The organism is Pelagimonas sp. KU-00592-HH (genome assembly GCF_040369695.1).
GTDB lineage: Bacteria > Pseudomonadota > Alphaproteobacteria > Rhodobacterales > Rhodobacteraceae > Shimia.
Map to the genome: position 1 here is coordinate 83,523 of NZ_BAABWM010000001.1, position 13,907 is coordinate 97,429.

The window sequence follows — 13,907 nt, forward strand, 5'->3', positions numbered from 1 at the left end:
AGGTCCAGCCCCAAACGCGCGGTTTTTGTCAAAACATCACGCCGACCAACCACAGCGTTATCGCCGGGAAGGACACGAGGATCACGACGCGGATCAGGTCAGACAGAACAAAGGGCGCAACGCCGGCATAGGTGCGCGAAATCGGGATGTCGCGGGCCACGCCGTTGATGATGAAAAGGTTCATCCCCACGGGCGGCGTGATCAACCCAACTTCGACCACGATCAGGGCAATGATGCCAAACCAGATCGCCGTGTCTTCGGCGCTCATGCCGAAATCCAGAACCTCGATCACCGGCAGGAAGATCGGGATGGTCAGCAGGATCATCGAAAGCGAATCCATCACGCAGCCAAAGACGAGGTACGCCAAAAGCATGACGGTCAGCACCATCAGCGGCGCAAACCCGGCGCTGAGCACCCAGTCGGCCAGCATGTCAGGCGCACGCGTCAGGGCAAGGAAGCCCTTGAAGATCTCGGCCCCGAGGAGGATGAAAAAGATCATCGCCGTGGCCTTGGCCGTCTCGAGGATTGCGTTCAGAAAGCCCTGAAACGTCAGCTTGCCAACAACGATACCGTAAAGGGCTGTCGCCGTTGCCCCGAAGGCCGCCGCCTCGTTGGGTGTGAAGAGCGCCTGCGGCCCGGGCTTGGCCCAGTTCCAGTCGCCCACGATGCCGCCCATCGTAAGACCAAAGATCGCAATCACCGGCCAGGTCGCCGCAAAGGTCTTGAGCCGCTCTCGCATCGGAACACGCTCTGCCGTGGTGGCGCTGTCGGGCTTGAGGCGCACGTAGATCGCCACGGTCAGGATATAGCCAAGTGCCGCGAGCAAGCCCGGCACCATGGCGGCCATGAACATCTTGACGATATTCTGCTCGGCCATGATGGCATAGATCACGAGGATCACAGAGGGCGGGATCAGTATGCCGAGGGTGCCACCCGCGGCCAGCACACCGGTCGAGAGGCTGTCGGAATAGCCACGACGGCGCATTTCTGGAAGGGCCACCTGCCCCATCGTCGAGGCGGTTGCCAGTGACGAGCCGCAGATCGCGCCGAAACCGGCGCAGGCCCCGACAGAGGCCATCGCCACGCCGCCCTTGCGGTGGCCAAGCCAATCGCTTGCCGCGCGAAACAGCGCCGAGGACATGCCTGTGCGCGTCGCGAACTGTCCCATCAGAAGGAACAGCGGCACGATCGAAAGCCCCTGGTTCGAAAAGGTTTCATAGGTCAGGGTCTTGAGCTGCGCCATCGGTGCATTCGGCGTGCCCAACACGTACCACGTGCCAAAGAACCCCGTCAGCGCCATGGCAAGGGCAATCGGAACCCGCAGGAAAATCCCGCCCAGCATGAGCGCAAAGCCGGTCAGGGCAAGTGTCAGGCCGGTCATAGCGCGCCCTCCTCACCCGCCAGCACCCAGTTGAGACTGCGCCAGACGGTATAGAGGGCGACCAGCGCGAACATCACCGCGCCGATCAAGGCAAAGCCATAGGGTATCCACACGGGGATCTCCAATTCATAAGTCGTTTCCGGAAAGAAGGGTTTATAGCCCATGCCAAGGCTGTCGCGCAGGCCATCGCTGCCATAGGGGAATTTCTCGCCGAACCCGAACCAAAGCTGGCGCAGGATCACCAGCGCGGCGGCCGCGATCAACAGATCCCCCATCAGGCCGGTCAACGCCTGGATGCGCTTGGGAAAGTTCACCGTCAGGATGTCGACGGTCACATGCCCGCGCTTCAGCTGGCAGAACGGCAGGAAGGAAAACACCGCCAGCGCGCAGCCATTGGCCACCAGTTCATAGTCGCCCGGCACAGGCCCCATCCCATATTCCGTGAACATCCGCCCGATGATCGACACCACCGTCATGCCCGCCATGGCCGTCAGCAGCACACCGCCGCCATAGGCCATCCAGCGCGAGGCTGCCTCGATCACGCGGCCGATCCGCCGCTGTGCATTGGGTGCAAGTGTCATTGATGTCTCCTGTCAGACCGCGATCAGGGGGCCACGTGCGTTCAGTGCCGCCATATCCATGCCCGCCACTTTCTTGTAGCCATCTGCGAAAGCCTGCCGCTCTGCAAGGGGCATGACGGTTTCGATGTCTTCAAACCCATCCGGCGCACGATCTGCCACGATGTCGAGGATCTTGTCCGGCCCGTCACCACGGTTCATCAGTACCAGCTTGTTGACCTTTTCCCGCCGCTCCGCCTCGTAGGCCTCTAGGGCCTTTGGCCCCATGCCATGGCGTTTGAGTTCACGGGCAAGGATGCGAGCATCGATGATACCCTGACTGGCCCCGTTCGAGCCGATCGGATACATCGCATGCGCCGCATCGCCCATCAGTGTCATGTTCCCGAAGGTCCACTGATCCAGCGGATTGCGATCCACCATCGGGAACTCGTAAATCGCCTCGGCGCTGCGGATGATCTCGGGCACGTTCAGCCAGTCAAACGCCCAGTCGGCGAACTCGGGCAGAAAGTCTTCGATATTGCCGCCACGGTTCCAATCCTGCTGTCGCCATTGATAGTCGGGCGGCATGGTCAGGTCAGCGATCCAGTTTAGCAGGCTGCCGCCATCCGGCAGATCGGCGATCGGATAGATCACGAACTTGCGGCGCTTTTCCCCGGCCATGGCCATCGAGCGCCCGGTCAGGAAACGCGGCCCCTTGGTAACACCGCGCCACATCATTGTCCCGCCCCATTGCGCGGGGCCTTCATCGGGATAGAGGCTGGCCCGCAACGCCGAATTGATCCCGTCCGCGGCAATCAGGACGGCCCCTTTTTCAATCCCCAGCGCCTCGCCGGTTTTTCTGTTTTCCAATGTAATTTCAACACCATCCGCCGTGTCTTTCCAACCGGTCACGGCGGTTCCCATCTGCACCACGCCCACGCCGCAATGCTCTTGCAGGCTCCGCAAAAGCAACATCTGCAAGCCACCGCGATGGATCGAGAACTGCGGCCACTTGTAGCCGGCACTCATGCCACGTGGCTCGGACCAGATCAGCCCGCCCTGGCGCGAGAAATAGGCCACTTCCTGCGTGCGCAGCCCCACGAGATCCAGCCCGTCCTCAAGCCCCAGCTCCATGAGTTCGCGGGTTGCATGCGGTTGCAGGTTGATCCCGACCCCCAGAGGTTTGATCTCGCGCACCGCTTCGAAAATGCGGAACGGAACGCCCAGTTGATGCAGACTCAGCCCCAGTGTCAGACCGGCAATTCCGGCCCCGGCGATCAATACGGTCATGAAACGTCACAAAGGCGCGCCCGAACTGTGCCGGACGCGCCCTTCCCCATGCTTTACTGCGAGTATTTGGCGACCAGCGCCTTGGCATCATCCACCATGGCCTGAGCCTCAAGCCCACGGCCGGACATGTCGGCAATCCAGGCCTCGGTCTGGGCATCACCGATGGCGCGCAGCTCGGCCACCACAGAAGGATCAAGCGTTACGATGGTGTTGCCATTGGCAGCCGTCGCCTTCTCGCCACCGGTATCGCCGGTATCCATGCCGCGACCGGCAAGGCCAGAGACCTCGAGGCCCGAGTTGGCATCAATCACCGCCTTCAGATCATCAGGCAGGCTGTCGTACTTGGCCTTGTTCATGCCCCAGATGAAGGTGGTGTTGTAAAGCGCACGATCGCCACCGATCTGGGTGTGGCTGTCGGCAAGTTCATGCACCTTGAGCGGCGGAACGATTTCCCAAGGGATCACACCGCCATCCACCACGCCTTTTGACAGGGCTTCGGGGAAGGCCGGCACCGGCATACCGACAGGCGTTGCCCCAAGGGTTTCCAAAAGCGCGTTGGCCTGGCGCGACGGGCCGCGCAGTTTCAGCCCCTTGAAATCCGCGGTCGAAGTGATCGGATCCCCCTTCTTGTGGATCACACCAGGGCCATGTACGTGCAGCGCCATCACCTTGATGTCGCCAAGGCGGGCGGTTGCGTGTTTCTCGTAGAACTCCCAGAACGCCTTGGACGAGGCCTCGGCACTCATCGAGGTCATGAACGGCAGTTCGAACACTTCGGTTTCGGGGAAACGACCCGGCGTATAGGCGGGCAGCGCCCAGCCACAATCGATCACGCCATCACGGATCTGGTCGTAAAGCGCGGGCGGTTTGCCGCCCAGCTGCATCGCCGGATAGATTTCCACCTTGATCCGGCCGCCGCTGTCCTTTTCGACCTTCTCGGCCCAGGGCGCGATGAAGTACTTCGGAATCGAGGCCTTGGGCGACAGGAAATGCTGACAGCGCAGTGTCACCTCCTGTGCAAAGGACGTTCCCGCCGTCAGCGTGAGGGCCACGGCACCTGCAAGCGCCGCCTTGAGCGTGAGTTTCATTGCGTATCCTCCCAGTTCGCAATACATCTTGGGCACCAACCTCCCTTGGATGCCCTGTTCGTCAAGGCAACCATAGGAGCCCCCCATAAGTCACGCACTTTATGTGTGAAATCTTCATCCGGATAGTTTCTGATTCCGGCAACAAAGAAACGGGAAGCGGGCAGTATGCTGACCAATCTCTATAATTGGACCCTGCGCATGGCCGATCATCCGCGCGCGCTTTGGGTTCTCGCATTGGTGAGTTTTGCGGAAAGTTCGGTCTTTCCGATCCCGCCGGATGTCCTGATGATCCCGATGATCCTCGCCCGACCGTCGCGGGCCTGGCTGATTGCCACCGTAGCCCTTGTCGCGTCGGTGCTGGGCGGGGTGCTGGGCTATGCCATCGGCGCCTTTGCCTTTGACCAGATCGGCCAGCCGATCCTTGCCAGCCTCGGCAAGGCCGACGCCATGAGCGAGTTTAACAGCCGGTTCAACGATTTCGGGTTCTGGGCAGTCCTTGGCGCGGGCATCACCCCCTTCCCCTTCAAGGTGATCACCATCATGTCGGGCTGGACCGGCATGCCGCTTGCAACCTTTGTCGGCACCGCGATCATCGCGCGCGGAATCCGTTTTTTCCTCGTGGCGGCGCTGCTCTGGAAATTCGGCGCACCAATTCGTGACTTTATCGAGCGTCGTCTTGGACTTATGACAACGCTGTTCCTGATCCTCCTGTTCGGAGGCTTCCTTCTCGTGAGGTACCTATGACCCTGTCCCGCCGTGCCATCCTGATGGGCCTGACCGCCTTTTCGATTGCCTCGATCCTCGGGGCCTGGGCGTTTCAATACATCGGCGGGCTTGCGCCCTGCGCCATGTGCTACTGGCAGCGCTGGCCGCATTGGGCGGCCTCCCTGATCGGGCTCGCAGCGGTCTTTTTCGGCACCCGTATCCTGCCCTATCTCGCGGGGCTTGCCGCGCTGACCACATCCTTCATCGGCTTCTATCATTCCGGCGTTGAGCGGAAATGGTGGCCCGGACCAGCCTCTTGCACGGGGCGCGGGCTGTCCTCGGACATGGATAACCTGCTGAGCTTTGAAGGCGCGGCGCCGGTGCTGTGTGACGAAATCCCCTGGCAGATGATGGGGCTGACAATGGCCAACCTGAACGGCATCGGATCGCTTGTGGTGGCGGTTCTGTGGTTCTGGGCGGCCCGCCTGCCGGACGGAAAGCACAGAATTTTCTAGAAAATCCTGTGGCCCGACAATCTTCCCGAAGATTGTCTAGCCCGATTTTTTCGTGGCAAGCAGCAGGTTCGTTTCCGAAGTGCTGACTCCTTCGAAACGGCGAATCCGGCCCAGCACCTCGTCGAGTTCCTCAAGGGTTGCGGTGCCCAGTTCGACAATCAGGTCCCACCGCCCGTTGGTTGAGTGAATCGCCCGCACTGCAGGCAGCCCGCCAAGTTGGCGGGTGACACGCTCCGCGCCCCGCCCCTCGATACCGATCATCATCAAGCCACGCACCGCGTCGCGATGGGCATCCTCTTTCAGGACAACGGTAAATCCGACAATCACCCCCTGGTCGCGCAGCCGTTCGATCCGGCCGCGAACGGTGGTGCGCGACACCCCCAGTAGAATCGCCAGATCCGACAGGGACGCGCGCGCATCATGGCGCAGGGTCGAGATCAACTTGCGGTCCAGATCATCCATTTTGACGGTTTCCATTTCCGATTTGCTTTATTGGCGACCGTATTGAGCAAATTGTCGGGTCCAAATCAACACAAATCGAACGCATTTTGAAAACAATCGAAATGCGACGGACAAGAAAATGATTCCCAAAACCTGCATCCTGATCGGGGCACCGGTGGATTCTGGCAAGCGGCGGCGCGGCTGTCTGATGGGCCCGGATGCCTATCGTACCGCCGGTCTGGCCGAAAGCCTGAGCGCGCTTGGACATACCGTGATCGACCGCGGCAACCTCGCCCCTGCGGACCACAAAGCCGATGCGCCCGACACCCACCTGCACGCCCTGAACGAAACCATCGCCTGGACCGAGGCGCTTTCGGATGCGGCGGAACAGGCGATGGATGATGGCCTGCCGGTGTTCCTCGGCGGTGATCACGCGCTGTCTGCCGGGACTGTCCGGGGTGTCGCCAACCATGCCGCAAAGATCGATCGCCCGCAGTTCGTCCTCTGGCTGGATGCCCACAGCGATTTCCATACCCCCGGCAGCACTGATTCCGGCAACCTGCATGGCACGCCCGTTGCCTATTTCGCGGGCCTCGATGGCTTTGACGGCTTTCCGCGCGTCACCCATCCCGTTCCACAGGACAACATCTGCATCATTGGTCTGCGGTCGGTGGATGATGCCGAACGCGCGGCGCTTCAGGACAGCAACATCCACCGCCACGACATGCGCGAGATTGATGAGCATGGCATCGCGCGGCCCCTGTCTGCCTTCCTTGAAAAAGTCGCTGCCGCCAATGGCATGTTGCACGTCAGCCTGGATGTGGATTTCCTTGATCCCGACGTGGCCCCCGCTGTCGGCACCACGGTGCCGGGTGGTGCCACGGTCCGCGAAGCGCACCTCGTCATGGAAATGCTGCATGACAGCGGCCTGATGACCTCAATGGATCTGGTCGAGTTGAACCCTTTCCTCGACACCCGTGGCCGCACCACGAAGCTGATGGTTGACCTTGCCGCCTCGGCCCTTGGTCGCCGGATCTTTGACCGTCCCACCCGGAGTTACTGATGACACTGCTGCAAGCCCCGGACGCGGTGGTGATGATCCGCCCACATCATTTCTGTTCCAACCCGGAAACCCGCGACGACAACGCGTTCCAGACCTTGTCGAACCACAGTGCCGCCGCCACATCGGAAGCGGCCCGAAGCGAATTTGACGCCGCCGTTGCCAAACTGCGCAAGGCGGGCGTTAGGGTGCATGTTTTCGAAGACACCAGCACCGAAACCCCTGACAGCGTCTTTCCGAACAACTGGTTCTCGACCCACACCGGTGGTCACGTTGCGATCTATCCGATGTTCGCCCCGAACCGGCGCAAGGAACGGCGTCAGGACGTGATCGAAATGCTCAAGCGCGACTACCGCGTGCAGGACGTGATCGACTATTCCGGCCTCGAACAGGACGGTCTGGCCCTGGAAGGCACCGGCGCGATGGTTCTCGATCACATCGGGCGCATTGCCTACACCGTACACTCCAACCGCGCCGATCCGATCCTGCTGGAACGGTTCTGCACACATTTCAACTTTGAACCCATCGCCTTCGAGGCCCGCGACGCGCAAGGGCGCGATGTCTACCACACCAACGTGCTGATGGGCATCGGGACAGGCTATGCGCTGATCTGCCTTGATATGATCGTCGACCCCGAGCGCCGCCGCACGGTCGCACAGCGCCTTGAGGACTCCGGCCGGCAGGTCATCGACCTGAGCCACGCCCAGATCGGCGAATTCGCCGGCAACGCCATCGAGTTGACCGGTGATCGCCGTATCCTTGCGCTCTCTTCACGGGCGCTGGCGTCGCTGCGCCCGGAACAGATTGCGATCATTGAAAAAACAGCCCAGCTCCTGCCGCTGGACATCCCGACAATCGAAACTGCCGGCGGCTCTGTCCGCTGCATGCTGGCCGGTATCCACCTGACCCGCCGCACCGAAAGGACCCACTGATGAGCACCCCTTCCGACAAAGCCCTTGTGCCCTTCGTCAGCGTCGACAACATGATGCGCCTGATCCACCATATCGGCGTCGAAGACATGCTGCGCGACCTCGCGGACTATATCGAGGCCGACTTCAAGCGTTGGGAACTGTTCGACAAGACACCGCGCGTTGCCTCGCATTCCGACGTCGGCGTGATCGAGCTGATGCCGACCTCGGACGGCGAAGCCTATGGGTTCAAATATGTGAACGGCCACCCCAAGAACACCTCTGAAGGTCTGCAAACCGTGACCGCCTTTGGCCTGCTGGCAGATGTCTATACCGGATATCCGGTGTTGCTCACAGAGATGACCATGCTGACCGCGCTGCGCACGGCGGCAACCTCGGCGATGGTGGCGAAATACCTCGCCCCCAAAGGGTCAACCACCATGGCGATGATCGGCAACGGCGCACAATCCGAGTTCCAGTCGCTGGCGATGAAAGCGATCTGCGGTGTCGACACCATCCGCCTTTATGACAAGGACATGGCCGCAAGCCGCAAGTGTGCTGCGAACCTTGAAGGTACCGGGCTGAAAACCGTGATCTGCGCCACGCCCGAAGAGGCCATCGAAGGCGCGCAGATCCTGACCACCTGCACCGCCGACAAGCAATATGCCACGATCCTGAGCGACAACATGGTTGGCGCTGGCGTGCACATTAACGCGATTGGCGGCGATTGCCCCGGCAAGACCGAGCTGGCCAAGGGTATTCTGGAACGTTCCGATGTTTTCGTCGAATACCCGCCGCAAACCCGGATCGAAGGCGAAATCCAGCAAATGGACGAGGAATTCGCCGTGACTGAGTTCTGGCAGGTTGTGACCGGCGCCAAACAGGGCCGCACCAGTGCCCGCCAGATCACCCTGTTTGACAGCGTCGGCTTTGCCATCGAGGATTTCAGTGCCCTTCGCTATATCCGCGACAAGGTGAAGGACACCGATTTCCACTATGATCTCGACCTGCTGGCCGATCCCGATGATCCGCGTGATCTTTTCGGGATGCTCCAGCGGGCCAAGTAACCGGCCTCAGACCGCGCACCCGGCCAGCCATGCGTAGAGCGGCAGGCCGAGTGTGAGGTTGAAGGGAAAGGTGATGCCCAGGGAGGCCGAGAGGTAGACCCCCGATTTGGCCTCGGGCAAGGCGATGCGCATGGCGGCGGGCACGGCGATGTAGGAAGCCGAGGCCGCCAGCGTCATGAACAGGAAGGTGCCGCCCTGCGACAGGCCGATGACCATCGCCAGGCCCAGACCCAGCAGGCTGCCGATCAGCGGCATGAGACAGCCAAAGGCAAAGAGACCCACGCTCAAGTCGCGACGGTTTTCCATCAGGCTGCGCCCGGCCGAAAGCCCCATGTCCAGAAGGAACAGGCACAGGACGCCGGTGAAGGGCACGATGATGAAATGGTCGATCTGCTCAAGCCCGTCCTTGCCGGTGATGGCACCGATGACAAAGGCCCCCACCAGAAGCACAATCGAGCCATTGGCGAGGATGTCACGCAGAAGATGCGCGTCCAGCTTGGTGCCGGGACGGCTGCGCGCCGCCAGCCAGAGCGCCGAGAGGATCGCGGGAACCTCCATGACGGCGGCCACGGCAACGATGTAGCCTTCCGACGAAATCCCCTGCGTTTCCAGAAGGTTGGCGGCAGTCACGAATGTTACGATAGAGATTGATCCATAGTGCCCGGCAACGGCTGCGGCATCCAGTTGCGACAGGCGCGTCATCACCCGCAACAGCGCGTAGGCAAGGAAGGGCATCAACAGCGACAGGACCGCCCCCGCCACCAGCGTTGCAAAAAGTTTGCCGGAACCTCCGGATTCCGAAATGCTCACACCGCCTTTGAAACCGATGGCAAACAGCAGGTAGATCGACATCACCTTGGCCGCGCCTTCCGGTATCGACAGGTCACTTCGCATCACCGCCGCCACAAGCCCCAAGGCAAAGAACAGGATCGTTGGCACGAGAAGGTTGTTGGCCAGCATGGCAATCGCGTTTTCCATCAGACGTCTCCAGGGATTGTATTATTCTGAAGGCGGGGTATCGCTTGCCAACCAACTTAGGTCCAATATATTGTAACTTAACTTTCCATAGTCTCTGTCTATCTAATGCGTCCAACCTTCCGACAACTCGAATACATCGTTGCCGTCGCCGACACCGCCCGCTTTGGAATGGCGGCGGAAAAGCTTGGTATCAGCCAGCCCAGTCTGTCCTCGCAGATTGTCGAGGCCGAGACCGATCTGGGCGTTCGGATATTCAATCGCGGTCGTCATGGGGCCGTCATGACCCAGCAGGGTGCGGAAATCGTGCGGCGCGCCCGTCGCATTCTGCACGAGATGGAAGACCTGCGCGCCTGCGTGACGGGGGATGGCATTTTCGATGGTCGCCTGCGTCTTGGTGTCCTGCCCTCGATCGGCCCTTACCTGCTGCCGGGTGTGGTCCGGCGCCTGCACGTCGATCACCCCAATTTCCGGCTGGTCGTCCGCGAGGAAAGCACGGCCGATCTGGAACTGGGGCTGCGCAGTGGCCGCTTTGACATGATCCTGTCCACCCCCGAAGACCACCCCGGCACCCTGCAAATTCCGCTGTTTCGCGAAACTCTTTGGGCGGCCATCCCCAAGGACGACCCGCTGGCCGGCGATACAGGGCCATTGCCCTTGGCGTCGCTTGCGGGGCGCAACCTGCTGGCCCTGGGATCACGACACAGGCTGTCGGGCATGGTTTCGGAAATCGCCGCCCTCGCCAACGCGCGGGTGCCGGATGAATACGAAGGCACCAGCCTTGCGGCCATTCTCCTGATGGCCGCCGCCGGGGCCGGCATCGCGATCCTGCCGCGCCTCTATGCGGCGACCGATGCGCGGCGTCGCGATGACATCGTTCTGCGCCGCCTCGACACGCCAAAGGCGGAACGGGCGATCTCCCTCATCCAGCCCGCCGCTTTTGAGGCCCGTCTGGGAAGCGACATTCTGGCATCCGCCCTGAGCGAAGAAGCCCTGCAGCTCATGGCGCCGATCTAGGCTTCATAATCCACATTCACATCAGAAAATAAGCCTATGACTTGATTGCGAATCCACAGGTTCGCCGGATCTTCATCCAGCAGCCGGTGCCAATAGAGATTGAAGGCCAGTTCCGGCACATCAAATGGCAACTCAAGGACTTCGAAATCAAGATCACGGGCGAGGTCTTCGGTAATGGTAAGGGCAAGATCACTTGTGCGGATCACCGGCGCGGCCGAGTGGTAGTGTTGCAACCTGAGCTTCAAAGCCCGCCGCTTGCCGATCCGCTGCAAGGCAAAATCGACCAAGCCACCCCCTCTGCGCCGACCTGAGACATGCACATGCCCAAGGGCCAGGTACTCTTCGATCGTAAGCGCCTGCCCCGCCAATGGATGCCCGCGACGCACCGCGCAGACATACCGTTGCGACACAAGCGGCACATGCACAAGGTCGGCGGCATTCTCAAGCGGCACGTCGATGGCCAGATCAAGCGCCCCCGACGCCAGATCGCGCAGGATATCCGAGCGTGACACACGATGACTCCTCAACCCCACGTTTGGTGCAGACAGGCTGATCGCGGCCGCCAGATCGGGCATGATCCGAACCTCCAGCCAGTCGTTCATGCTCAGCCGAAACACCCGCTGGCTGGTGTCGGGGCGAAACTCGTCCCGCGCATGGGCCGAGGACGCCAGAAGGCCCATCGCCTCGCCGATCCTGCCGGACAGGCTTTCGGCAAAGGGGGTTGGCGTCATCCCGCGGCTGGTTTTCACGAACAGGGGATCGTTGAACTGTGCCCGCATGCGGGCCAGCGCGTTGCTGACGGTCGGTTGAGTCACCGAAAGAACCTCGGCAGCCCGTGTCAGATTGCGCTCGGCGTAGATCACGTCGAACACGAGAAAGAGGTTCATATCGACTTGCGAGAGTTTCATTCTATACCATTCACGCCATGAATGATGATCATTGAAATTCCAAAGTTCTGAAATGTCAAATCCTGTGCGAAGATCAACCCAAACCGCCCGCACGCAGGGCCGACAGGAGACCACAGATGGATTTTGCCTTTTCCCCCCGCAGTCAGGAAATGCGTCAAAAGTTGCAAGGCTTTATGGACGCTCACATCCTGCCCCGCATACGCCAGCACCACGAGGAAACCCACGCCGGGCAATTTCCGGTGTCCTTCATGGAAGACCTCAAGAAACTGGCCCGCGAGGAAGGGCTTTGGAACATGTTCCTGCCGAGCCTGAAGGAAGACGAGCCTGGCACACCGCTGAGCAACCTTGATTATGCCCCACTGGCGGAAATCATGGGGCGCGTGCCGTGGTCGGCAGAGGTATTCAACTGCAACGCGCCTGACACCGGCAACATGGAACTGCTGCACATGTTCGCAACGCCCGAACAGCGCGAACAATGGCTGGAGCCGCTGCTCAATGGCGAAATCCGCTCGGCCTTTGCGATGACGGAACCCGATGTGGCCTCCTCTGATGCCACGAACATCACGACATCCATGCGGCGTGAAGGTGATGAATACGTCATCAATGGTCGCAAGTGGTTTATCACCAATGCGACACATCCGAACTGCAAGGTGTTCATCGTCATGGGCAAGACCGACCCCGACGCCGACACCCACAAACAGCAGAGCATGATTATCGTGCCGCGCGACACCCCCGGTGTAGAGATCGTGCGCAACCCGACGGTTCTCAACCACCACGCGCCGGAAGGCCATGCCGAGATCCTGTTCACCAATGTGCGTGTCCCTGCCTCGAACCTCCTTGGTGAAGAAGGCAGCGGGTTCGCGCTGGCACAGGCGCGGCTTGGGCCGGGCCGTATTCACCACTGCATGCGGTCGATCGGGGCGGCAGAACTGGCGCTTGAGCTGATGGTCGACCGTTCGCAAGAGCGCAAAACCTTTGGCAAGCACCTGTCTCAACAGGGTGTGATCCGGGAATGGATTGCGAAATCGCGGATCGAGATCGAACAGGCCCGCCTCCTGACCCTCAAGGCCGCCTGGATGATAGACAATGTCGGGGCCAAGGCGGCGCGCAAGGAAATCTCGATGATCAAGGTGGTCGCCCCTGCCCTGCACACACGTGTGACGGATCGGGCCATGCAGCTGTTCGGAGCAATGGGCCTCACGCCCGACACCCCGCTTGCCGATCACTATACCTGGGGCCGCGCCCTGCGGTTTGCCGATGGGCCGGATGAAGTCCACCTGCAATCCATTGCCAAGATGGAACTGCGCGAAAGCAATCGCGGGGCATCGGAAACCTATCTGACACCGCCCAAGCGCTAATCGGAACAGTTGGCTCGGAGACCTGCGGGTCTTCGGGCATCAGGCGTCGAGTTCGGCGTCCCAGTAGAGAAAGTCGAGCCAGCTTTCGTGCAGGTAATTCGGCGGAAACCGGCGCCCCATGTTGCGCAGTTCTTCTGAACTTGGCTGGCGCGGCGCCTTGTACAGGCGCATTCCGGCCCGTCGCAGCGATTTTGATCCCTTCCTGAGATTACACGGGCTACAGGCCGCCACCACGTTTTCCCAGCTTGTCACGCCACCTGCCGCGCGGGGCACCACGTGGTCAAAGGTCAGATCGCCCTTGCTGCCGCAGTATTGGCAGCGGAATTCATCCCTCAGAAATAAATTAAAGCGCGTGAAGGCCACGCGCTTTTGAGGTCGAACATAATCTTTGAGGACAACGACAGAGGGAATGCGAATTTCCGTGGAAGGACTTCGGACCACCTGGTCGTATTCGGCGACGATATCCACCCTGTCCATGAACGCCGCCTTGACCGCATCCTGCCAGGGCCAGAGAGACAGCGGATAGTAGGAGAGTGGCCTGTAATCCGCGTTCAAAACCAAAGCCGGGTGGTTACGTGCCCCAGCGGGTGCCCTTACAAATTCTGTCCTGAAATCGCCATCCATGGTTCGAGTCGTC

The 13,907-nt window shown here is 60.9% G+C and carries 15 protein-coding genes; 7 read left to right on the plus strand and 8 right to left on the minus strand.

Annotation, left to right across the window (positions count from 1 at the left end):
* Positions 1-28 precede the first annotated feature (28 nt).
* The 4 genes from ABWV42_RS00445 to ABWV42_RS00460 are packed head-to-tail and all read right to left on the minus strand — an operon-like array spanning position 29 to position 4,316.
* Positions 29-1,381, minus strand: a complete 1,353-nt coding sequence (locus tag ABWV42_RS00445) for a TRAP transporter large permease (protein ID WP_353338419.1) — start codon at positions 1,379-1,381, stop codon at positions 29-31.
* Positions 1,378-1,962 carry a TRAP transporter small permease gene (locus ABWV42_RS00450; protein ID WP_353338420.1) on the minus strand — a complete coding sequence of 195 codons (585 nt, stop codon included), beginning with the start codon at positions 1,960-1,962 and terminating at the stop codon, positions 1,378-1,380. Before ABWV42_RS00450 ends, ABWV42_RS00445 begins: the two co-directional genes overlap by 4 nt.
* Positions 1,963-1,974: 12 nt before the next feature.
* Positions 1,975-3,228, minus strand: a complete 1,254-nt coding sequence (locus ABWV42_RS00455) for a flavin-dependent oxidoreductase (RefSeq protein WP_353338421.1) — start codon at positions 3,226-3,228, stop codon at positions 1,975-1,977.
* A 53-nt stretch (positions 3,229-3,281) separates the two neighbouring features.
* Positions 3,282-4,316: a TRAP transporter substrate-binding protein gene (locus tag ABWV42_RS00460; RefSeq protein WP_353338422.1), complete on the minus strand. Its 1,035-nt coding sequence runs from the start codon at positions 4,314-4,316 to the stop codon at positions 3,282-3,284.
* Between the two features lie 165 nt (positions 4,317-4,481).
* On the opposite strand from ABWV42_RS00460, the gene ABWV42_RS00465 reads away from it, so the two are divergent.
* Together ABWV42_RS00465 and ABWV42_RS00470 are read left to right on the plus strand one after the other, a co-directional pair.
* A complete protein-coding gene (locus ABWV42_RS00465; RefSeq protein ID WP_353338423.1) occupies positions 4,482-5,060 on the plus strand; it encodes a YqaA family protein in 579 nt (192 codons plus the stop codon).
* The gene (locus ABWV42_RS00470) at positions 5,057-5,536 is read left to right on the plus strand and encodes a disulfide bond formation protein B (protein ID WP_353338425.1); all 480 of its coding nucleotides are present in this window, start codon (positions 5,057-5,059) and stop codon (positions 5,534-5,536) included. The genes ABWV42_RS00465 and ABWV42_RS00470 overlap by 4 nt, the downstream gene beginning before the upstream one ends.
* A gap of 36 nt (positions 5,537-5,572) precedes the next feature.
* On the opposite strand, the gene ABWV42_RS00475 is transcribed toward ABWV42_RS00470, so the two are convergent.
* Positions 5,573-5,998, minus strand: a complete 426-nt coding sequence (locus ABWV42_RS00475; RefSeq protein ID WP_255108327.1) for an Lrp/AsnC family transcriptional regulator — start codon at positions 5,996-5,998, stop codon at positions 5,573-5,575.
* A gap of 118 nt (positions 5,999-6,116) precedes the next feature.
* Here ABWV42_RS00475 and rocF point away from each other — a divergent pair, with 118 nt between their 5' ends.
* From rocF to ocd, 3 genes are read left to right on the plus strand one after another with little or no spacing between them, the layout of a single operon-like run.
* Positions 6,117-7,040 (plus strand): arginase, encoded by a 924-nt coding sequence (gene rocF, locus ABWV42_RS00480; protein WP_353338426.1) that lies wholly within the window; start codon positions 6,117-6,119, stop codon positions 7,038-7,040.
* Positions 7,040-7,969, plus strand: a complete 930-nt coding sequence (gene ctlX, locus ABWV42_RS00485; RefSeq protein WP_353338427.1) for a citrulline utilization hydrolase CtlX — start codon at positions 7,040-7,042, stop codon at positions 7,967-7,969. The genes rocF and ctlX overlap by 1 nt, the downstream gene beginning before the upstream one ends.
* A complete protein-coding gene (ocd, locus tag ABWV42_RS00490; RefSeq protein WP_353338428.1) occupies positions 7,969-9,012 on the plus strand; it encodes an ornithine cyclodeaminase in 1,044 nt (347 codons plus the stop codon). The genes ctlX and ocd overlap by 1 nt, the downstream gene beginning before the upstream one ends.
* A gap of 6 nt (positions 9,013-9,018) precedes the next feature.
* Here the strand turns inward: ocd and ABWV42_RS00495 are convergent, their stop codons facing one another.
* Entirely contained in the window at positions 9,019-9,990 is a 972-nt protein-coding gene (locus ABWV42_RS00495) for a sodium-dependent bicarbonate transport family permease (RefSeq protein ID WP_353338429.1), read from the minus strand.
* Between the two features lie 105 nt (positions 9,991-10,095).
* Between ABWV42_RS00495 and ABWV42_RS00500 the strand changes: the two genes are divergently transcribed.
* Complete coding sequence (locus ABWV42_RS00500) at positions 10,096-11,004, plus strand: LysR substrate-binding domain-containing protein (protein ID WP_353338430.1); 909 nt, start codon at positions 10,096-10,098, stop codon at positions 11,002-11,004.
* Here ABWV42_RS00500 and ABWV42_RS00505 read toward each other — a convergent pair.
* The gene (locus ABWV42_RS00505; RefSeq protein ID WP_353338431.1) at positions 11,001-11,912 is read right to left on the minus strand and encodes a LysR family transcriptional regulator; all 912 of its coding nucleotides are present in this window, start codon (positions 11,910-11,912) and stop codon (positions 11,001-11,003) included. The two genes, ABWV42_RS00500 and ABWV42_RS00505, sit on opposite strands and share 4 nt — an antisense overlap.
* Positions 11,913-12,028: 116 nt before the next feature.
* On the opposite strand from ABWV42_RS00505, the gene ABWV42_RS00510 reads away from it, so the two are divergent.
* Positions 12,029-13,270, plus strand: a complete 1,242-nt coding sequence (locus ABWV42_RS00510; protein WP_353338432.1) for an acyl-CoA dehydrogenase family protein — start codon at positions 12,029-12,031, stop codon at positions 13,268-13,270.
* A gap of 39 nt (positions 13,271-13,309) precedes the next feature.
* Here ABWV42_RS00510 and ABWV42_RS00515 read toward each other — a convergent pair whose 3' ends face one another.
* A complete protein-coding gene (locus ABWV42_RS00515) occupies positions 13,310-13,894 on the minus strand; it encodes an HNH endonuclease (RefSeq protein ID WP_255108063.1) in 585 nt (194 codons plus the stop codon).
* Between the last annotated feature and the right edge of the window lie 13 nt (positions 13,895-13,907).